Source organism: Cellulomonas sp. Leaf334, from assembly GCF_001424195.1.
Lineage (GTDB): Bacteria > Actinomycetota > Actinomycetes > Actinomycetales > Cellulomonadaceae > Cellulomonas.
Genome location: NZ_LMOO01000006.1, coordinates 172,842 through 192,249, shown reverse-complemented (window position 1 = coordinate 192,249; position 19,408 = coordinate 172,842). Strand labels below are relative to the sequence as shown.

Below are 19,408 nucleotides of genomic sequence, written 5' to 3'. Positions count from 1 at the left end.
AGGGTCAGGCGGGCTGGAACACGGTGAGGACCACGTACACGGCGGGGGCGGTCAGGACGAGCGAGTCGAGACGGTCCAGGAGGCCGCCGTGGCCCGGCACCAGCCGGCCCATGTCCTTGAGCTCGAGGTCGCGCTTGAGCATCGACTCGGCAAGGTCCCCGAGCGTCGCGGTCACGACCGTGGCCAGGCCGAGGATCACGCCGACCAGCGGCTCCCCGTCGAACGCGAGCTGCACCCCGACGACGCCCACGACGCACGCCAGGATCATCGAGCCCGCCAGACCCTCCCAGGTCTTCTTCGGGCTCACCGACGGGGCGAGCGGGTGCCGGCCGAGCAGGACGCCCACCGTGTACCCGCCGACGTCGCTGGCGACGCACAGGAGGATGAAGAGCATCACGCGAGAAGCTCCGTCGGGCTCCGCGAGCATGAGCATCACGAACCCGCCGAGGAACGGCAGGTACGCCGCCGCGAACGCACCCGCGGTCGCGTCCCGCAGGGCCGGCTGGCCGCTCCCGTCGAGCACGCGCCAGACGACGACACCGCCGACGGTCAGCATGAACGCGACGAACAGCGCCTCCGGACCCGCCGTGTACGCGGACACCAGGATGCCGATCGCGCCGACCAGCAGCGGGAGCAGGGGCAGGTGGATGTTGCGGCGTGTGAACGCCTGCGCCAGCTCCCAGAGCCCCGCGCTCACCGCCAGGACGGCGACGACCGCGAACGCCTCCTTGCGGATGAACAGCGACGCGACCACCAAGACGAGCATGGCGACGCCGACCACGATCGCGACCGGGAGGTCACGACCGGGGCGGGGGGTCCGGGTGGCGGCGATGGCTGTCTGGCTCATCAGACCTCGAGGAGCTCGTTCTCCTTGGACGCGAGCAGGTGGTCGATGAGGTCCACGTGCTTCTTCGTCAAGGACTCGAGCTCCTTCTCCGCACGACCGACCTCGTCCTCGCCGGCCTCACCGTCCTTGACGATGCGGTCCAGCTCCTCCTTGGCGCGCCGCCGGACGTTGCGCACCGAGACCCGGGCGTCCTCCGCCTTCGACTTGGCGAGCTTGACGAAGTCCTTGCGGCGCTCCTGCGTGAGCGCGGGCAGCACGATCCGGATCACGTTGCCGTCGTTGGTCGGGTTCACGCCCAGGTCGGAGTCGCGCAGCGCCTTCTCGATCGCGGCGGTCGACGACTTGTCGAACGGCGAGACGAGGATCGTGCGCGCCTCGGTGACGTTGAACGACGCCAGCTGCTGCAGCGGCGTGGGGCTGCCGTAGTAGTCGACGAACACCTTGGAGAACATCGCCGCGTTCGCCCGACCGGTACGGATCGTCGAGAAGTCCTCCTTGGCGACCTCGACGGCCTTGTCCATCTTCTCTTCAGCCTCGAAGAGGGTCTCGTCGATCACCGGAGCTCCTTCGTGTCGTCAATTCGATGCCGTGCGTTCGTGCAGCGTGTCAGCACTGTCAGCTGGCCGTGATCAGCGTGCCGATCTTCTCACCCCGGAGTGCCCGCGTGACGTTGCCGGCCTCCTCGAGCCCGAAGACACGCATCCGCACGTCGTTGTCGCGGCACAGGCTGAGCGCCGAGCCGTCCATGACACCCAGGTCGTTCACCAACGCGTCGGTGTACGTCAGGTGGTCCAGCTTCACCGCGTCCGGGTTCGTCCGCGGGTCCGCGGAGTACACGCCGTCGACGCCGTTCTTGCCCATGAGGACCTCGTGGCAGTGCGTCTCGAGGGCGCGCTGCACGCTCACGGTGTCCGTCGAGAAGTACGGCATGCCCGCACCCGCACCGAAGATGACGACGCGGCCCTTCTCCAGGTGCCGGATGGCCCGCAGCGGGATGTACGGCTCGGCCACCTGGCCCATCGCGATCGCCGTCTGCACGCGCGTGCTCACCCCGGCCTGCTCGAGGAAGTCCTGGAGCGCCAGGCAGTTCATGACCGTGCCGAGCATGCCCATGTAGTCGGCGCGCGCACGGTCCAGACCACGCTGCGAGAGCTCGGCACCCCGGAAGAAGTTGCCACCGCCGACGACGATCGCCACCTGCACACCCGCGCGGACCGCCACGGCGATCTCGGCAGCGACGCGCTGCACGACGTCCGCCGCGAGGCCCACGTCACCGCCACCGAACGTCTCGCCGGACAGCTTGAGCAGGACGCGTCGGTCCGGCACCGCTCCGCGGGTCGACTCGGGGTCCAGGGTCACGGTGCCTCCACGAGAGTTGGAACGGGATGGTGCGACGGTGGCCCCGACCCCGCAGGGCCGGGGCCACCGTCGATCACCTGAGGTCAGGCTCCCACGCGGTAACGGACGAAGCCCGTCAGCGTGCCGCCGGCCTCGGAGAGAACCTGCGCGACCGTCTTCTTGTTGTCCTTGGCGAATGCCTGCTCGAGCAGGACGTTCTCCTTGAAGAAGCCGTTGAGGCGGCCCTCGATGATCTTCGGCAGCGCAGCCTCGGGCTTGCCCTCGTTGCGGGCCGTCTCCTCGGCGATGTGGCGCTCGTTCGCGACGACGTCGGCCGAGACCTCCTCGCGCGTGAGGTACGTGGGCGAGAACGCCGCGATGTGCGTCGCGATGTCCCGGGCCACGCCGGCACCGGCCGCGTCGGTCGCGACGAGCACGCCGACCTGCGGGGGCAGGTCCTTGCTCACCTTGTGCAGGTAGACCTCGACGTGCTCGCCGGCCACGCGGGCCAGGCGGCGCACGACGACGCGCTCACCCAGGGTGGCGGCGGTCTCGTCGACGATCGTCTGGACGCTGGTGCCGTCGACCTCGGTGGCCAGCAGCGCGTCCGCGTCACGGGCCGGGGAGTCGACCGCGGCCGCGAGGACGCGGGCCGCCAGCGCGACGAAGTTCGGGCTCTTCGCGACGAAGTCCGTCTCCGAGTTGACCTCGACGAGCACGCCCGTCTGGCCCTCGCCGTCGGCCGTCGGGCCGACGTGCGCGGCGACGAGGCCGTCCGAGGCCGAGCGGCCCTCGCGCTTGCCGACGCCCTTGAGGCCCTTGACGCGGATGAGCTCGAGCGCCTTGTCGGTGTCGCCCTCGGCCTCCTCGAGCGCCTTCTTGACGTCCATCATTCCGGCACCGGTCTTCTCGCGCAGCGCCTTGATGTCTGCGAGCGAGTAGTTCGCCATCAGTCGTGTCCGTTCCTCGTGTGTCGTGACGGTGGTGCGGACCTCAACGGTCCGGTGACGTGCCGCGGTGCCGGCAGCCCCGTCGAGCGGGCCGCCGGCACCGGCAGGATCACTTGGAGTCGGCGTCGCCCTCGGCGGCAGCCTCGTCGGCGGCCGGCTCGGCAGCCTCGGTCGCAACCTCGGCCTCGACAGCCTCGGCCTGGACCTCGGCGACGTCCTCGGTCACAGCCTCGGCGACGACCTCGTCGGTCAGCGCCTCGGCGACGACCTCGTCGGCCACGGGGTCGGCGACGACCTCGGCAGCAGCAGTCTCCTCGGCGATCTCGGTCGTGGCCTCGGCGACGGCCTCGGTCGCGTCAGCGGCGACCGCGGTGCTCGCCAGGTCGGCCTCGGCGCCGGCGAGCAGCTCGCGCTCCCACTCGGCCAGCGGCTCGGCGTCGGCCGGGGCGCCCTCGGCGGCCGCGGTGCGACCCGAGTGGCGCTTCAGCAGACCGTCGGCAGCGGCGTCCGCGATGACGCGGGTCAGCAGCTGGACGGCGCGGATCGCGTCGTCGTTGCCCGGGATCGGGTAGTCGACGACGTCCGGGTCGCAGTTGGTGTCCAGGATCGCGACGACGGGGATGCCGAGCTTGCGCGCCTCGTTGACGGCGAGGTGCTCCTTGTTCGTGTCGACGATCCACACGGCCGAGGGGACCTTGGCCATGTCACGGATGCCACCGAGCGTCTTGGCCAGCTTGTCCTTCTCGCGGCGCAGGACGAGCAGCTCCTTCTTCGTGAGGTTCGAGCCCGCCACGTCGTCGAAGTCGATCTGCTCGAGCTCCTTGAGGCGCTGGAGACGCTTGTGCACCGTGCTGAAGTTGGTGAGCATGCCACCGAGCCAGCGCTGGTTGACGTACGGCATGCCGACGCGGGCGGCCTGGTCCGCGACCGGCTCCTGCGCCTGCTTCTTGGTGCCGACGAAGAGGATGGTGCCGCCGTGCGCGACGGTCTGGCTGACGAAGTCGTAGGCGTTGTCGATGTACGACAGCGACTGCTGCAGGTCGACGATGTAGATGCCGTTGCGCTCGGTGAAGATGAAGCGCTTCATCTTGGGGTTCCAGCGGCGGGTCTGGTGCCCGAAGTGGACACCGCTCTCGAGCAGCTGGCGCATGGTCACGACGGCCATGGCACGTCCTTCCGGCGCGCACCGTACGGTGCACGCGTCAAGGCGGACCCGTCTGGGGGCCCGCATCTCGGTTGTCGGCTCCGACCTTCAGGCCAGCGCCCCTGGTGCCATGTCGTCGTCCGCTCCGGCACCTGCCACGTGGGCAGACACTCGGACCGCTGCGGAGATCGACCCCGTCCTGGCCCTGGTCGGCGGTGAGGCCGAAGGTCCGGGGATCGGGTGGATGACACGCGAAGTCGACCGGTACGGACCGGTCGCACCCGAAGTCTAGCCGATCACGGAGGCTGCTCCCGACCGGGCTCCTGACCGCAGCCCGCGCTCCCGCACCGCGAGCCGACCACAGCCCGCCTGGCCGGCGACGCCATCCACAGACCTGGCCCGCCCGTCCCCGCGCACCACCGTCACCGCGAACCATCGCGCCATGAACCGACGACTCCCCACCGCCCGCCTCACTGCCGCGCTCGGGAGCGGGACGCTGCTGCTCGGCCTCATGGTCGCCGCCGCCTCGGCGGGCACCGCGGGCCCACCGGGCTCCCCGCCGCAGGCCGGCACCTACCGCCTCCCGCTCGACGGGGCCGCCGACGTGGTCCGCGCCTTCGAGCCACCGCCCGTGCGCTGGGCCGCGGGCCACCGCGGAGTCGACCTGAGAGCGAGCCTCGGCGCCGCAGTCGTCTCCCCCGTCTCCGGGGTCGTCACCTTCGCGGGGACCGTGGGCGGTCGACCGGTGGTGACGGTGACCGACGCCGAGGGGCGCCGCTCGAGCGTCGAACCGCTGGTGCCTGCCGTCGACGTGGGCCGGCTCATCCCTGCGGGGACGCGACTCGGCACGATCGTCGCCGAGGGTTCGCACTGCGCGCCGGGCACGTGCCTGCACTGGGGTGTGCGCGTGGGTGACGACTACGTCGACCCGCTCGGCCTGCTCCCCGGAGCGGGACCGGTCGTCCTGCTCCCGCTCGACCCCGGCAGGTAGGCAGGTCGCGTGAGACGTCGACCCGCGGCCCGGACGGCGCCGACGCGGGCGTCGGTCAGGCGCGCTCGGCCTCGACGAGGCGGGTGCGGAGCCGGACCATCGCGGCCGTGTGCATCTGGGAGATGCGCGACTCGGTGACGCCGAGGACGCGACCGATCTCGGCGAGCGTCATGCCCTCGTAGTAGTAGAGGACCACGACGATGCGCTCACGCTCACCGAGACACTCGATCGCGCGGGCCAGGAGGAACTTCGTCTCGGCCGCCTCGATGGAGCTGGCGGGGTCGAGGGTCCGCTCGTCGCCGAGGGTGTCACCGAGCGACACGCCGCCGGGGCGGTCGTCGCCGCCGCCGAGGAGCTCGTCGAGTGCCGCGACGTTCACCGTCGAGAGCTGGGAGTAGATGGCGCGCAGGTCCTCGACCGGCATCGCGAGGTGCTGGGCGACCTCGTCCTCGGTCGGCGTGCGGTGCAGCTTGGCCTCGAGCTCGGCGTACGCGCGGTCGACGGAGCGGGCCTTCGTACGGACCGAGCGCGGGACCCAGTCCATCGCGCGCAGCTCGTCGATGATGGCTCCGCGGATGCGGGACGAGGCGTAGGACTCGAACTTGACCGAGCGGTCCGTCTGGTACTTCTCGATGGCGTCGATGAGACCGAACATGCCGTAGGAGACCAGGTCGGCCTGCTCGACGGTGCTGGGCAGGCGCATCCCGACGCGGCCGGCGACCGCCGACACGAGCGGTGCGTAGTGCAGGATCAGGCCCTCGCGGGCACGGGCCGACGGCGCAGCCTTGTAGTCCTCCCACAGGGCGTCGACCTCCTCGACGGAACGCGTCGGCGCCACCGGGGTCCGGGGGGCAGGCACACCGCGCGTGATCGGGACGGAGGCGGGCGCGAGCAGGTCCACGTCGGCCGACCGCGGCTGCGGGATGACGCCCTCGGGCGCCGTGCTGGTCAGTCGCGTGTGCACCGGGAAGGCGGTGTCCAGCTGCGTCGTCATCGTCGACTCCATTGTCTTCGTCATGCTCGGGGCTGCGCCTGCTGGAACGCCGGGCAGAGCTGCTCGGCGGAAGAAAGGGGGTGATATGCGCGATTGGTGTTCTTCGACAATCCGCGCGTGCCGCTCGGGCGAACCGAGAAAGCGGGCCGCAGGAGCGCCCGATCAGGCGTCCCCGTCGCGATCTCGTTGGTGTTCATGTGAGTACGGTGACCTGAAACACAGCAGGTAACAAGGAGCACTTTCACCTGCCCGGCCTAACCGTGGGCGAATCCCGGCACAATGTCCGATTCTTCGACGAACAATGGCCCGATTGCGCGAGTTTTTCACCCGGGGAACTCCTCACCCCCTCTCATCCACGATCGCTTCCGGCGCGCCTTCTGGACAGCGACCCGACGTCATGGTTCGTCGGTCCTCAGGACGACCCAGCCGTCCCCCCGGCGGGCCGCCCACCCGTCGAGCTCCAGGAGACCCACTGCGCCTCGTGCCTCGGCGACGGTGACGCCCGCGAGGCTCGCCACCCGGTCGAGGTCGGTGGGCACGCGACGGGCGAGAGCGTCGAGGACCCGCTGCGACACCGGATCGAGAACGTCGCGACGCCGTGCGGCACGCTCGTCCGCCGAGCTGGCCGCGTCGGCCACCGCGACGACGCCGGAGCCGATGACCCCGGCGAGCTCACGCACCTCAGCCGCGTCCGTGACGCACACCGCGACCCCCTCGCGCAGCAGCCGGTGACACCCTGCGGACGCCATCGACGTCACTGGTCCCGGCACGGCGCCGACGGGTCGGAGGAGACGAGCGGCATGGTGCGCGGTGCTCATGGCCCCCGACCGCCACGCCGCCTCGACCACGACCGTGGCCCGACCGGCTGCCGCGATGAGCCTGTTCCGCTGCAGGAACCGGCTCCTGGTCGGCAGACTGCCCGGCGGCACCTCGGACAGGAGCGCTCCGCCCGCCCCCACGACCGCGTCGAGCAGCCGTGCGTTGCCCGCCGGATAGGCCCGGTCGACACCACCCGCGAGGACCACGAGGGTGCGTCCGCCCCGCGCGACGGCGCCACGGTGCGCCGCCGCGTCGATGCCGTACGCACCGCCGGAGACCACGCACAACCCGTCCGCCGTGAGTCCGTCGGCGAGGTCGAACGCGACACGCTCCCCGTACGAGGTCGCAGCGCGCGACCCGACGACCGCTGCCGACAGCGTGAGCGCCGCCCCGAGGTCCGGCTCACCACGGACCCACACGCAGAACGGCGCCGCGGTCCCGAGATCGTCGAGGGCTGACGGCCAGCGCGGGTCACCCGGCACCAGCAGCGTCCCCCTGAGCCGGTCCAGGCGCTCGAGATCCCGGCCCGGGTCGCACTCCGGCAACCGAACGGCCCATCGTGCGAGCGCCTTGGCCACCCGCCTCCGGTCGGCGTCGGCGAGAGCGCCGAACCGGTCCTCGACCCGGGCGAGGTCGGGACCGTGCCGATGCGCTGCGCGAACCCAGTCGAGAGCGTCCACGGCACCGAGCAGACCCACGAGGGTCCCGGCGACGACGTCCCCGGGCTCGACCAACGCGCTCCACGTCGCGCGCGCAGACACGTCCGCCTGGTCGCCGCTCATGCGCCGTGCCCGCGGGTACGCAGCAGGAGGGCGTGACCCACGTCGGCGCGACTGGGTGCGACCCGTCCGGCCAGGTCCGCCACGGTCCACGCGACGCGCAGCACCCGGTCGACCCCGCGCAGGCTCAGGGTGCCGCGATCGACCGCGCGGTCCAGGTCCGTGACCAGGGCGCGGTCGGGGCCGAGCCGCTCCCGCAGCCAGCTGCCCGGGACGTCGCCGTTCGTGCGCCACGGTGTCCCGGCGAGCCGGAGCGCCTGCGCTGCACGCGCGTCGAGCACCCGCCCGGCGACGACGGCCGAGGACTCCCCCGCACCTGCTCCCGCCCGGGCGGGGTGGAGCTCGACCTGCAGGTCCACCCGGTCGAGCAACGGGCCCGACAGCTTCCCGAAGTACCGGCGACGCTGCTCGCTGCGACACGTGCACGCGAGCCCTTTGCCGACCGCCAGTCCGCACGGGCACGGGTTGGCCGCGAGGACGAGCTGGAAGCGCGCCGGGTAGCGCGCGGTGCCGGCAGCGCGGTGGAGCACGAGCTCGCCGTGCTCCAGCGGCTGCCGCAGGGTCTGCAGCACCGCGGTCGAGAACTCCGGCGCCTCGTCGAGGAACAGGACACCGCGGTGCGCGCGTGAGGCCGCCCCGGGGCGTGGGACTCCCGATCCCCCGCCGACGACGCTCGCCGGCGTCGCGGTGTGGTGCGGGTCCTCGAAGGGCGGTCGACGCAGCAGACCGTCGCCCGGGTCGAAGGCACCCGCCACCGAGTGCACCGCCGTGACCTCGACGGCGTCGGCCTCCGACAGGTCCGGCAGCAACCCGGGCAGGCGGGCCGCGAGCATCGTCTTGCCGGTCCCCGGTGGGCCGACCATCAGCAGGTGGTGCCCGCCCGCCGCGGCGACCTCGAGGCACGCCCGAGCGTCGTCCTGCCCGACGACGTCCGCGAGGTCCAGCGCGGACCGGCCGGCGTGCCGCGGCACCGCCTCCGGGGACACCGGCGCCACCTCCGGCACCTCGACGGTCGCACCGTAGGTTGCCGCGACCTCCGCCAGGCTCGTCGCGCCGACGACCCGCGCGCCGGGCACCAGACGCGCCTCTGCCGCGTTCGCCTCCGCGACGACCACCCGGCACCAGCCCGCGGCGACGGCGGCCGCGACCGCGGGCAGCACACCGCGCACGGGACGCAGCCGACCGTCGAGCCCGAGCTCGCCGAGGTGGACCACTCCCCGCGGCGCGGTCGGGTCGATGGCCTCCGCACCCGCCAGCGTGGCCACGGCGATCGCGAGGTCGAAGCCCGAGCCCGACTTCGGGAGTGTGGCGGGCGAGAGGTTCACGGTGATGCGCCGGTTCGGCCACGCGAGACCCGACGACGTGACGGCCGCTCGGACCCTGTCGCGGGACTCTGCCAACGAAGCGTCGGGCAGCCCGACGAGGGTGAACGCGGGCAACGACGGTGCGAGGTGCGCCTCCACCTCGACCACGTGCCCGGTCAGCCCGACGAGGGCGACGCCCAGCGTCCGACCGAGGACCACCTAGACCACCCCGACGAGGTGGTCGACCTGGGCCGCACCCCGCGGGGGCAGCAGCACGGCGATCACGTCGATCCGCACCGACACCGGGTGCACGTCGTGCGCGGCGAGCCACTGCGCCGCGAGCCGTCGCACGCGGGCGAGCTTGCGGGCGGTCACAGCCTCGGCGGGGTGCCCGTACGCGGTCGACCGCCGTGTCTTGACCTCGACGACGACCAGCTCGTGGCCGTCGAGCGCCACGAGGTCGAGCTCACCGTCCCGGGTCCGCCAGTTCCGGTCCAGCACGTCCCATCCACGGGCCCGGACATGGGCTTCCGCCACGTCCTCCCCGTACCGCCCCACTGCGTCCTTCGCGCGCACCGGACCACCTCCGCGCAGGACGCTGCCAGCGCGGGCAGGTCAGAAGCGGCGCGGTGCCCGATCCCGTGGACGCGGGCACGTCGCGGCGGTCTGTGGGCGGCTCGGCGCGAGCCGCGTGGTGGAACTCCGACGGGCTGCGTGGCCACGCTGACGTGGGTCCGGCGCGGCGGCGAACCGCCGAACCCGACCCCAGGCCGACGTCAGCGGGCGAAGCCCGCGCTGCCGCCCAGGTCGAGCTCGGCCTTCGCCAGCTCCTCGACGTTCACGTCCTTGAACGTGACGACGCGCACCGACTTCACGAACCGGGCCGAGCGGTAGACGTCCCACACCCAGGCGTCGGCGAGCGTCAGCTCGAAGTAGACCTCGCCGGCCGCTGAACGAACTTGCAGGTCCACCTGGTTGGCGAGATAGAAGCGCCGCTCGGTCTCCACGACGTAGGAGAAGAGCCCCACGACGTCGCGGTACTCGCGGTACAGCGCGAGCTCCATGTCGGTCTCGTAGTTCTCCAGGTCCTCCGCGCTCACCGGGACATCATCCCCCATGCGTGCAGCCAGGGCCGCGCGACGCCACGGGAGCGGACCGTCAGACCAGTTCGTCACTCCCGGCAGCCTGCCCGAGGAACGCCTCGTCCACGAGCAGCCGCTCGTCGATCGTCAGCTCCGAGTCGCCCGTCGTCCCCGGAAGCCGCCACGAGCGCCGGTGCAGCACGCTCGGCCCGAGCTCGCGCAGCGCCGCCATGTGCTCGGCGGACGCGTAGCCCTTGTTCTCGTCCCAGCGGTACGCGGGGTGCTCGGCGGCCAGGGCGACCATCATCGCGTCCCGCTCGCACTTGGCGAGCACGCTCGCCGCCGCGACGGACGCGCACGTCCGGTCGGCCTTCACGCGCATGTGCACGCGTGGTGCGGGGAGCGCCGGCTCCTCGTCGAGCGTGAAGAGGTCGGCCTGGGCGGGGCGGCTGAGCCAGTCGTGCGAGCCGTCCAGGAGCACGACGTCGACGGTCCCGACGGTCGCCGTGACGGTCGCCAGCGCACGCGTCCCCGCGAGCCGCAGGGCTGCGATGATGCCGATCTCGTCGATCTCTGCGGCGCTCGCATGACCGACCGCCCGGGCGAGCCCCCAGCGACCGAGTGCGGGCAGCAACCGGGTCCGAGCGGCGGGCGCGAGGAGCTTGGAGTCCGCGACGCCCTTCGGAGCCGACCTGGTCGTCACGTCGACGACGACGACGCCCACGCTCACCGGGCCGGCGAGCGAGCCGCGACCGACCTCGTCCATGCCCGCGAGGAGCCGCGCGCCGTCGCGCAGGAGCACGCGTTCGTGGCGCAGGTGCGGCGCGACCCTCGGGGTGGTCGCCCTCGGTGCGTCGAGCAGGGTCACGGCTGGTCGGGCACGTCCGCGAACGTGCTGGTCGGGTTGCGCAGGAGCCCCATGCGCTCGATGGGCCACACCGTCACGAAGGCCATGCCGACGACGTTGTCGACGGGGACCGATCCTCCGCCGGCGTTGCCCTGGTTGTAGCGGGAGTCCGACGAGTGCGACCGGTTGTCGCCCATGACCCAGATGCTGTTCGGCGGCACGGTGACGTCGAACGCGATGTCGCTGGGCTGCACGCCCGCCGCCAGGTAGGGCTCGTCGAGCGGCTCGCCGTTGACCACCACGGGCCCACCGACCTCGGCGGAGACGTGGTCGCCGGGCAGCCCGATGAGACGCTTGACCAGGTGCTCGTTGGCGTCGGCCGGGTAGAGCCCGATGAACGTCAGCGCGGAGTTGATCGCACCCCGGACCGGGCCCGGGTCGGGGGCCGTGTCGGACGGCAGCCAGCCACCGGGGTCCTTGAAGACGACGATGTCACCGCGACGCAGGTCGAACGGGCCCGGCGTGAGCTTGCTCACGAGGATCCGGTCGTGCTCGATGAGCGTGTCGTGCATCGACTGGCTGGGGATGAAGAACGCCTGCACCAGGAACGTCTTGACCAGCAGCGACAGGACGATCGCGCTGACGAGGATGATCGCCGTCTCGCGCAGCAGGGATCCCGCGCCGCTCGGCCGACGGGCCGCGGCGTGGCGACGCGTCGACGAGTGCGGGGACTGCCCGTCGTCAGGCACCGTCACGTCCGGCATCCGGGGTCCGGTCGCGGCTGCTTCGGGTGACTCCCGGCTCGGCCACGACGTCGGTGACGAGCCTTCGTCGAGGTCGCGGGGAGGTCGGTCGATCACCCGCACACTCTCGCACGCGCCGGGCCCGGACGCGCACACGACCAGCCTCCGAGATCGCGCGTCGTGACCGGGTCATCGTGGTCGTGACGCGTCGTCGGCCCTCGCTGCGCCCTGACCAGGGGGTGGACACCCGGGCACGCCGACGGGCGGCCACCGACATCGGTGACCGCCCGTCAGGACGCGCGGGCGAGAAGGCTCAGGCCTTCTTCGCGGCGGGGGTGAACTCGCGCTTCTCCTTGATCTTGGCCTTCTTGCCACGGAGCTTGCGCAGGTAGTACAGCTTCGCGCGGCGCACGTCGCCGCGCGTCACGACCTCGATCGACTCCAGGCTCGGGGAGTGCACGGGGAACGTGCGCTCGACGCCGACCTGGAAGCTGACCTTGCGAACGGTGAACGTCTCACGGACGCCGTCACCCTGGCGGGCGATGACGACACCCTGGAACGCCTGGATGCGGGAGCGGTTGCCCTCGACGACCTTGACGTTGACCTTGAGCGTGTCGCCGGCGCGGAACTCCGGGATGTCGGAGCGCAGCGATGCTGCGTCCACCTGATCGAGCGTGTGCATGTGATGTCACTTCCCCGCCCTGCCACAGGTCAGGAACGTCGTCGAGGGCGTCTCGGCCGCCCCGTGCAGGGCAGGACCGGCGTCCTTGGTCTGATGGTCCGGTGCGTCCGGGCTAGTCCCCGGGTGGTCGTGATCCGTCTCCCCTGTGGCAGAGACGCGGCCTGCGCGCACCAACGGGCAAGTCTGCCACACCGGCCGCACCCACGGTAAATCGCGTGCTGGATCTCACGCTCGCGCGAGACGTCCGTCCACGGGATGCCAGCCGAGCGTCGCCAGGAGCGCGAGGTCGTGCTTGTCGAGCTCGTCCACGGGCAGCGCCTCGACGAGGTCCGGCCGACGCGCGGCCGTCCGCTCGAGCGCGGTGTCCCGGCGCCACCGGGCGATCCGCGCGTGGTGCCCGGACAGGAGCACGCCGGGGACCTCCAGCCCTGCCCAGGCGGGCGGCTTGGTGTACACGGGGTACTCCAGCAGCCCGGCCGCCCCGTGGGACTCCTCGACCAGCGACTCGGGGTTGCCGACGACACCGGGCAGCAGGCGCGCGACGGCCTCGACGACGACGAGCGCGGCCACCTCACCGCCGTTGAGCACGTAGTCGCCGAGGGAGAGCTCGGTGACGCGTCCCCGGGCGCGGTAGTGCTCGGCGACGCGGGCGTCGATGCCCTCGTACCGCCCGCACGCCAGCACCAGGTGGCTCTCGCCGGCCAGGGCCTCCGCGGTGCGCTGCGTGAACGGCTCCCCCGACGGCGTCGGCACCAGGAGATGGGCGTCGTCGTCGAGCAGCTCGTCCAGGGCGGTCCCCCACACGTCGGGCCGCATGACCATGCCCGCGCCCCCGCCGAACGGGGTGTCGTCGACCGTGCGGTGCCGGTCCGTCGTCCAGTCGCGCAGGTCGTGGACCCGCAGGTCGAGCAGACCGCTCGTGCGGGCCTTGCCGACGAGCGAGAGCTCGAGCGGGGCCAGGTACTCGGGGAAGATCGAGACGACGTCGATGCGCACGTCAGTCGTCGTCTCCGACGGTCTCCTCGGACACGACCAGGTTGGCGGCGTCGGACGCCAGCAGCCCACCGGGCGGGTCCAGCACCACGCGGCCACCCGCGACGTCGACCACCGGGACGATGACCTTCACGAACGGGACCAGGGTGCGCGCGCCGTCAGGCTCCCGCAGGACGAGCATGTCGTGCGCCGGCAGGTGCTCCAGGCCGACGATCTCGCCGAGCACCCGCCCGTCCACGTGCTCCGCGCGCAGCCCGGCGAGCTCGTGCGGGTACCAGGCGTCGTCCTCCTCGGAGCTGTCCTCCTCGACCACGAGCTCGGTACCGCGCATCGCCTCGGCGGTCGTCCGGTCGGTGATCTGCGCGAACGTCACGTACCAGCGGTCCTGCTGGGTCCGCGTGCTCACCACGGTGAGCGGTCCACGGGCTGCCGGCTCGGTCGCCAGCACCGCGCCGACACCGAACCGCTCCGCCGGGTTGTCGGTGCGCAGGTCGAGCGCCACCTCTCCGCGCAGGCCGTGGGCACGGCCGATCCGCGCGACGGTCAGCTGCATGGTGGTCCTCACGATCGAAGTGGGCAGTCATGGCGAAGGCCCGGTCCCCAGGCTAGGGGACCGGGCCTCGCGCGATGGTTCAGCGCCGGTCGACGTCCACGACGTCGACGCGGACGGCGCCGTCCGTCGAGAGCGCACCGACGACGGTGCGCAGCGCACGAGCCGTGCGACCGCCACGACCGATGACTCGGCCGAGGTCGTCGGGGTGCACGCGCACCTCGAGCAGGTCGCCACGGCGCAGCGTCGACGCGTTCACGCGGACGTCGTCCGGGTGGTCGACGATGCCACGCACCAGGTGCTCGAGAGCGTCGGCGAGCATCAGGCCTGCTCGTCCTCGGCGGGAGCCTCGGCAGCGGCGGCCTTCTTCGCGGCAGCCTTCTCGGACGCCGTGGCCTTGGCCTTCTCGGCGTCGAGCGCGACGGCGTCGATGGCTGCCTTCGGGTCGACCTTGTCGGCCTTGGTGCGCAGCGTGCCCTCCTGGCCGGGGAGGTTCTTGAACTTCTGCCAGTCACCCGTGATCTTGAGGAGCACGGCGACCTGCTCGGTCGGCTGCGCGCCGACGCCGAGCCAGTACTGCGCACGCTCGGAGTCGACCTCGATGAACGACGGCTCCTCGGTGGGGTGGTACTTGCCGATCTCCTCGATCACGCGGCCGTCGCGCTTGGTGCGCGAGTCGGCGACGACGATGCGGTAGTACGGAGCGCGGATCTTGCCGAGACGCTTGAGGCGGATCTTGGTGGCCACGGTGTGGTCTTCTCCTGATGTCTGCTGTGGGTGACCTCTCCGCGCATTGCCCGTGGGGTGGGCGCGCCGGGGAGGTCGGGGACACGACGAACGCAGGTAGAGGGGCTGCAGACGCCGGGTACAGCCGACCATTGTGCCAGACAGGGGCTGCCACTCCCAACCACGACTCCCAACCACGACTCCCCCCGACATCACCCTCCCGCGGACCTCGGCGCGGCGACCGGTTCGCCCGCGCTCGTCCGACATGCCCGCAGGCTCGCGAAAAGACGGTGCTGAGGACCGCGTCCCACCGGCTAGAGTCCCGCTCCTGCACATCCCATCAACTCCTCGGGAGACCGTTGTGAGCATCACGTCTCTCGAGACGCACACCGCCGAGACCAGCGGTGTCCGCGTGCTGTGGGCCGACCTGCCCATCGACCCGACCATGACGGTCTGGTTCGGCGTCGGGCACCAGGACATGTCGCCGGCCACCGCGGGCATCACCCACCTCGTCGAGCACCTCGTGATGCGCCGGCTGGGCCACGTCGCCATCCCGCACAACGCCGAGTCGGGCATGGTCTCGACGCAGTTCTACGCGACCGGGACGCCCACCCGTCTCGTCGACTTCGTCGAGCGCGTCTGCGAGGCCGTCACCTGGGTCCGCACCGTGACGGACGAGGACCTCGTGCTCGAACGCCGAACGATCCTGGCAGAGGTCGGGCTCGCATCCCTGTACGCCGGGGCAGACGCGTTCTCGCTCCGCTATGGGCTGCGTGGCATGGGCCTCGGCGCCGTCTCGCACACGAGGCTCCTCGACTGGACCGCGGCGGAGGTCCGTGCCGTGGCTCAGGAGTGGTTCCACGCGGGCAACGCGATGGTGGTCAGCACCACGCCGCCGCCCGTCGCGCTCACGCTGACGCTGCCCGCCGGGCCCGCGCCCGTGCGGGCCCGGCACCCGGAGACGCTGCTGCCGGGGCCGTCGTGGACCCGGGCCCCGGGTGAGCACGTCGTGCTCTCCGGGACCATGTCGGACTCGGCGCCCGAGGGCTTCCGGAGCCTCGCGATCTCCGTGCTTCACGACGTGCTCCGCGGCGAGCTCCGCACGACGCTCGGCCACGTCTACTCCGTCGAGGTGATGGCGTTCAGCCTCGACCCCGAGCACGACCTCTGGACCGTGGTGCTCGATCCCCCGCCCGAGTCGGTGTGCGACGTCGTCGCCGCGGCGTGCGGCGTGCTCGAGCGCCTCGCCACCACCGGCCCCACGGGCGAGGAGCTCGAGCGCACCCGCGCCGGGCTGCTCGAAGAGATCGAGCTGGGCGCGGGACGGGCGGGCTGGTTCGACTCCTACGCGTCCCGGAGCGTCCGAGGGATCACGGCGCCGTCCTTGGCGGAGGAGCTCGAGCTCCTGGCGTCGGCGACTCCTGCGGACCTGCGCGGCCCCGTCGGCGATCTCCGTGACTCGCTGCTGGTCATGTTCCCCGCCGACCACGACCCGCACGAGACCGCGCTCACGAGCCTCGGGAACGCGGGCGCGCGGGAGATCGACATCTTCGCTCCGTCGACGCCGCCCACCGACGGCCGCGGCCGATCCTTCCGGGGCCGGTTCTTCTCCCGCGCCCGCGGGCTCGTGTTCACGCTGCACGACGACCGCATCGTGCTCTCGTCCCCGGTCGACACCCTGACCGTGCCGCTCGCCGATGTCGTGCTGGTCGGGACGGACAGGGACGGGGACGTGGAGCTGGTGACCGGTCGCGGCGCCCACCTCGTCGTCGCGCCGTCGTTGTTCCGCGGGTTCCGCAAGCCCTTCGAGGCGATCCTCGGACGTATCCCGTCGACCGCTACGCGCTACGACAAGCAGCGCGTGATGGTCAGCGCCGACGAGCCGGTGACCACCGCCATCACGTCGTGACCGGGCGACCCCGCAGCACCACCGCGCGGGGTCGTCCGAGCACGGCCACGTCATCGCGCGGGTCGGCACCGTAGACGACGACGTCAGCACTCTCTCCCTCGGCGATGCCCGGGGCGCCGAGCCACGTGCGCGTGCGCCAGCTGGCGGCGGCCACGACGTCGCGGGTGGGGATCCCGGCGCGGACCAGCTCCGCGGCCTCGTCGGCGATCTTGCCGTGCCCGATGGTCCCGCCGGCGTCGGTGCCGACGAGCACGGGCACCCCCGCGTCGTGCAGGTCACGGACGAGCGTGTACCGGTGCGCGTGCAGCGCGCGCATCCGGGCTGCGAACACCGGGTAGCGCGAGGCCTGCGCGGCGATCGCCTCGAACTGCGCGATCTGGAGCAGCGTCGCCGTGACCGGGATCCCGGCTGCGGCGATCCGGTCGATGTGGTCCGCCGACGCACCGGTGGCGTGCTCCAGGCAGTCGATGCCGGCGTCGAGGAGCGCGTCGAGCGACTCCGTCGCGAAGGTGTGCGCGGTGACCCGGGCGCCTGCCGCATGGGCCGCGGCGACCGCCTCGGCCAGGACGTCCGCGGGCCACAGCGGGCGCAGGTCGCCCTCGGCGCCGAGGTCGCGGTCGATCCAGTCCGCGACGAGCTTGACCCAGCCGTCTCCGCGGGCCGCCTCCTCGCGCACGGCGTCGGGAAGCTGGTCGACGGACGTGAGCTCGCGCCCGTAGTGCCGCAGGTACCGCTTGGGGCGGGCGAGGTGCCGGCCCGCGCGGATCAGGCGGGGCAGGTCGTCACGGTCGTGCACCCACCCGGTGTCCGCCGGCGACCCCGCGTCCCGGACGAGCAGCACCCCGGAGTCGCGGTCGGCGAGCGCCTGCTTCTCGGCGGTGCCGTCGTCGACCGGGCCGTCCGACGCCAGGCCGATGTGGCAGTGCACGTCGACGAGCCCGGGCAGGACCCAGCCCTCCAGCACTGTGTCCTGCGCGTCCCTCGCGGACGAGGGACGCTCGAACGTGATCCGGCCGCCGACGACCCACACCTCGCCGACCTCCCGCTCGTCGTCGAGGACGACGGTGCCACGCAGGTGCAGGGCCACGAGCGGTCAGCGTCCGCCGAGGAAGCGGTCCAGACCGGCGGGGAGCTCGATCTCGGTCGGCGACGTGGGCTCAGCCTGGGGGGCGATGCCGAACGCCGAGCCCTGCGGCGCGGCCGGCTTGCTCGTGATGCCGCGCTCCTGCTCCGCACGCCTCGCCGGGTTGCCGGACTTGCCCTTGACCTTGCGCACCGGCGCCGCCGTGCGTCCGCGCGACTTCTTGCCACCCATGCCGGGCAGGTTGCCCATGCCCGGAGGCATGCCGGGCACGCCGCCACCCTTGGCCATCTGGCGCATCATCTTCTGCGCACCGTCGAACCGCTCCAGCAGCTGGTTGACGTCGCTCGGCTTGGTGCCGGAGCCCGCAGCGATGCGCGAGCGGCGCGACCCGTTGATGATCTTCGGCGTGCGGCGCTCCGCGGGGGTCATCGAGCGGATGATCGCCTCGATGCGGTCCACCTCGCGTTCGTCGAAGTTGTCGAGCGCCTCCCGCATCTGCCCCATGCCGGGCAGCATGCCCATCATCTTCTTCAGCGGTCCCGCGTTGCGCAGCTGCTGCATCTGCGTCAGGAAGTCCTCGAGCGTGAGGTCCTTGCCGGACTGCAGCTTGTCGACCATCTCCTCGGCCTGGCCGGCGTCGAACGCCTTCTCGGCCTGCTCGATGAGCGTGAGGATGTCCCCCATGTCGAGGATCCGCGACGCCATGCGGTCGGGGTGGAACACCTCGAACTCGGTGAGCTTCTCGCCGGTGGACGCGTACATGATCGGCTTGCCGGTCACGCTGGCGACCGACAGGGCGGCACCACCGCGGGCGTCGCCGTCGAGCTTGGACAGCACCACGCCGGTGAACCCGACGCCGTCCGCGAACGCCTGCGCGGTCGTGACCGCGTCCTGGCCGATCATCGCGTCGATGACGAAGAGGATCTCGTCGGGGTCGAGCGCGTCGCGGATGTCGGACGCCTGCTGCATCAGCTCGGCGTCGACACCGAGGCGGCCGGCCGTGTCGACGATGAGGACGTCGTGCAGCTTCGACTTCGCCGTGGCCAGGCCCTCGCGCGCGACGGCGACCGGGTCCGCACCGAACGGCAGGAGGTCCTCGCTGCCCTGGTTGCCGGGGTGCGGGGCGAACACCGGCACGCCCGCACGCTCCCCCACCACCTGCAGCTGCGTGACGGCGTTCGGGCGCTGGAGGTCCGCCGCGACGAGCAGCGGCGTGTGGCCCTGACCCTTGAGGTGCAGCGCGAGCTTGCCGGCGAGCGTCGTCTTGCCCGCACCCTGCAGGCCCGCGAGCAGGATGACGGTCGGCGGGTTCTTCGCGAGGTTGAGCGTGCGCGTCTGGCCACCGAGGATGGCGACGAGCTCCTCGTTGACGATCTTGACGACCTGTTGCGCCGGGTTCAGCGCGCCGGACACCTCGACGGACAGCGCGCGCTCGCGCACCGCACCGGTGAACGAACGGACGACCGGGACGGCGACGTCGGCGTCCAGCAGCGCCCGGCGGATCTCGCGCACCGTGGCGTCGATGTCCGCCTCGGACAGTCGGCCCTTGGTGCGCAGGTTCTTGAAGGTCGACGTCAGACGGTCGGACAGGGTGGCGAACACCTGGCGGTCCTCACACTTCGGGGT

The 19,408-nt window shown here is 72.2% G+C and carries 22 protein-coding genes; 2 read left to right on the top strand and 20 right to left on the bottom strand.

Features of this window, described 5'->3' with window-relative positions:
* Positions 1-4: 4 nt before the first annotated feature.
* The 5 genes from ASF78_RS15515 to rpsB all read right to left on the bottom strand — a co-directional run bounded on the left by ASF78_RS15515 (position 5) and on the right by rpsB (position 4,300).
* Positions 5-847, bottom strand: a complete 843-nt coding sequence (locus ASF78_RS15515) for a phosphatidate cytidylyltransferase (RefSeq protein ID WP_056591327.1) — start codon at positions 845-847, stop codon at positions 5-7.
* Positions 847-1,404, bottom strand: a complete 558-nt coding sequence (gene frr / locus ASF78_RS15510) for a ribosome recycling factor (protein ID WP_056093138.1) — start codon at positions 1,402-1,404, stop codon at positions 847-849. The genes ASF78_RS15515 and frr overlap by 1 nt, the downstream gene beginning before the upstream one ends.
* A gap of 58 nt (positions 1,405-1,462) precedes the next feature.
* Positions 1,463-2,206 carry a UMP kinase gene (pyrH, locus tag ASF78_RS15505; RefSeq protein ID WP_055922247.1) on the bottom strand — a complete coding sequence of 248 codons (744 nt, stop codon included), beginning with the start codon at positions 2,204-2,206 and terminating at the stop codon, positions 1,463-1,465.
* An 83-nt stretch (positions 2,207-2,289) separates the two neighbouring features.
* Positions 2,290-3,135, bottom strand: coding sequence for a translation elongation factor Ts (gene tsf / locus ASF78_RS15500; RefSeq protein WP_056591325.1), 846 nt, complete (start codon positions 3,133-3,135; stop codon positions 2,290-2,292).
* Between the two features lie 109 nt (positions 3,136-3,244).
* Complete coding sequence (gene rpsB, locus ASF78_RS15495; RefSeq protein ID WP_056591323.1) at positions 3,245-4,300, bottom strand: 30S ribosomal protein S2; 1,056 nt, start codon at positions 4,298-4,300, stop codon at positions 3,245-3,247.
* A 421-nt stretch (positions 4,301-4,721) separates the two neighbouring features.
* Here rpsB and ASF78_RS15490 point away from each other — a divergent pair, with 421 nt between their 5' ends.
* Entirely contained in the window at positions 4,722-5,270 is a 549-nt protein-coding gene (locus tag ASF78_RS15490; RefSeq protein ID WP_056591320.1) for a M23 family metallopeptidase, read from the top strand.
* Between the two features lie 55 nt (positions 5,271-5,325).
* Here the strand turns inward: ASF78_RS15490 and whiG are convergent, their stop codons facing one another.
* The 13 genes from whiG to rpsP form a co-directional block, all read right to left on the bottom strand.
* Complete coding sequence (gene whiG, locus ASF78_RS15485; protein ID WP_369816341.1) at positions 5,326-6,195, bottom strand: RNA polymerase sigma factor WhiG; 870 nt, start codon at positions 6,193-6,195, stop codon at positions 5,326-5,328.
* Between the two features lie 89 nt (positions 6,196-6,284).
* Positions 6,285-6,461 (bottom strand): hypothetical protein, encoded by a 177-nt coding sequence (locus ASF78_RS22455; RefSeq protein ID WP_156374191.1) that lies wholly within the window; start codon positions 6,459-6,461, stop codon positions 6,285-6,287.
* Between the two features lie 198 nt (positions 6,462-6,659).
* Positions 6,660-7,865, bottom strand: a complete 1,206-nt coding sequence (gene dprA, locus ASF78_RS15480) for a DNA-processing protein DprA (RefSeq protein ID WP_056591319.1) — start codon at positions 7,863-7,865, stop codon at positions 6,660-6,662.
* Entirely contained in the window at positions 7,862-9,385 is a 1,524-nt protein-coding gene (locus ASF78_RS15475) for a YifB family Mg chelatase-like AAA ATPase (protein WP_056591318.1), read from the bottom strand. The genes dprA and ASF78_RS15475 overlap by 4 nt, the downstream gene beginning before the upstream one ends.
* Positions 9,386-9,742, bottom strand: coding sequence for a YraN family protein (locus tag ASF78_RS15470; protein ID WP_056591317.1), 357 nt, complete (start codon positions 9,740-9,742; stop codon positions 9,386-9,388). It abuts the gene before it with no gap.
* Positions 9,743-9,942: 200 nt separating this feature from the next.
* Positions 9,943-10,266, bottom strand: coding sequence for a DUF2469 domain-containing protein (locus ASF78_RS15465; protein WP_055922267.1), 324 nt, complete (start codon positions 10,264-10,266; stop codon positions 9,943-9,945).
* Positions 10,267-10,324: 58 nt separating this feature from the next.
* Entirely contained in the window at positions 10,325-11,116 is a 792-nt protein-coding gene (locus ASF78_RS15460; protein ID WP_056591316.1) for a ribonuclease HII, read from the bottom strand.
* Positions 11,113-11,859, bottom strand: coding sequence for a signal peptidase I (gene lepB, locus ASF78_RS15455; RefSeq protein ID WP_082495132.1), 747 nt, complete (start codon positions 11,857-11,859; stop codon positions 11,113-11,115). The genes ASF78_RS15460 and lepB overlap by 4 nt, the downstream gene beginning before the upstream one ends.
* A 292-nt stretch (positions 11,860-12,151) precedes the next feature.
* The gene (rplS, locus tag ASF78_RS15450) at positions 12,152-12,520 is read right to left on the bottom strand and encodes a 50S ribosomal protein L19 (RefSeq protein WP_056591315.1); all 369 of its coding nucleotides are present in this window, start codon (positions 12,518-12,520) and stop codon (positions 12,152-12,154) included.
* A gap of 225 nt (positions 12,521-12,745) precedes the next feature.
* Entirely contained in the window at positions 12,746-13,516 is a 771-nt protein-coding gene (trmD, locus tag ASF78_RS15445) for a tRNA (guanosine(37)-N1)-methyltransferase TrmD (RefSeq protein WP_056591313.1), read from the bottom strand.
* Between the two features lies 1 nt (position 13,517).
* Complete coding sequence (gene rimM / locus ASF78_RS15440) at positions 13,518-14,066, bottom strand: ribosome maturation factor RimM (protein WP_056591309.1); 549 nt, start codon at positions 14,064-14,066, stop codon at positions 13,518-13,520.
* A gap of 79 nt (positions 14,067-14,145) precedes the next feature.
* Positions 14,146-14,385, bottom strand: a complete 240-nt coding sequence (locus ASF78_RS15435) for an RNA-binding protein (protein WP_055922281.1) — start codon at positions 14,383-14,385, stop codon at positions 14,146-14,148.
* On the bottom strand, positions 14,385-14,810 hold the full coding sequence (gene rpsP / locus ASF78_RS15430; RefSeq protein ID WP_056591307.1) for a 30S ribosomal protein S16: 426 nt from the start codon (positions 14,808-14,810) through the stop codon (positions 14,385-14,387). Before rpsP ends, ASF78_RS15435 begins: the two co-directional genes overlap by 1 nt.
* Positions 14,811-15,150: 340 nt before the next feature.
* Between rpsP and ASF78_RS15425 the strand changes: the two genes are divergently transcribed.
* Entirely contained in the window at positions 15,151-16,698 is a 1,548-nt protein-coding gene (locus ASF78_RS15425; protein WP_056591305.1) for a pitrilysin family protein, read from the top strand.
* Here ASF78_RS15425 and ASF78_RS15420 read toward each other — a convergent pair.
* Both ASF78_RS15420 and ffh read right to left on the bottom strand, forming a co-directional pair.
* Complete coding sequence (locus ASF78_RS15420; protein WP_056591301.1) at positions 16,688-17,785, bottom strand: amidohydrolase family protein; 1,098 nt, start codon at positions 17,783-17,785, stop codon at positions 16,688-16,690. The genes ASF78_RS15425 and ASF78_RS15420 overlap by 11 nt on opposite strands.
* A 6-nt stretch (positions 17,786-17,791) precedes the next feature.
* Positions 17,792-19,384, bottom strand: a complete 1,593-nt coding sequence (gene ffh / locus ASF78_RS15415; RefSeq protein WP_056591297.1) for a signal recognition particle protein — start codon at positions 19,382-19,384, stop codon at positions 17,792-17,794.
* Between the last annotated feature and the right edge of the window lie 24 nt (positions 19,385-19,408).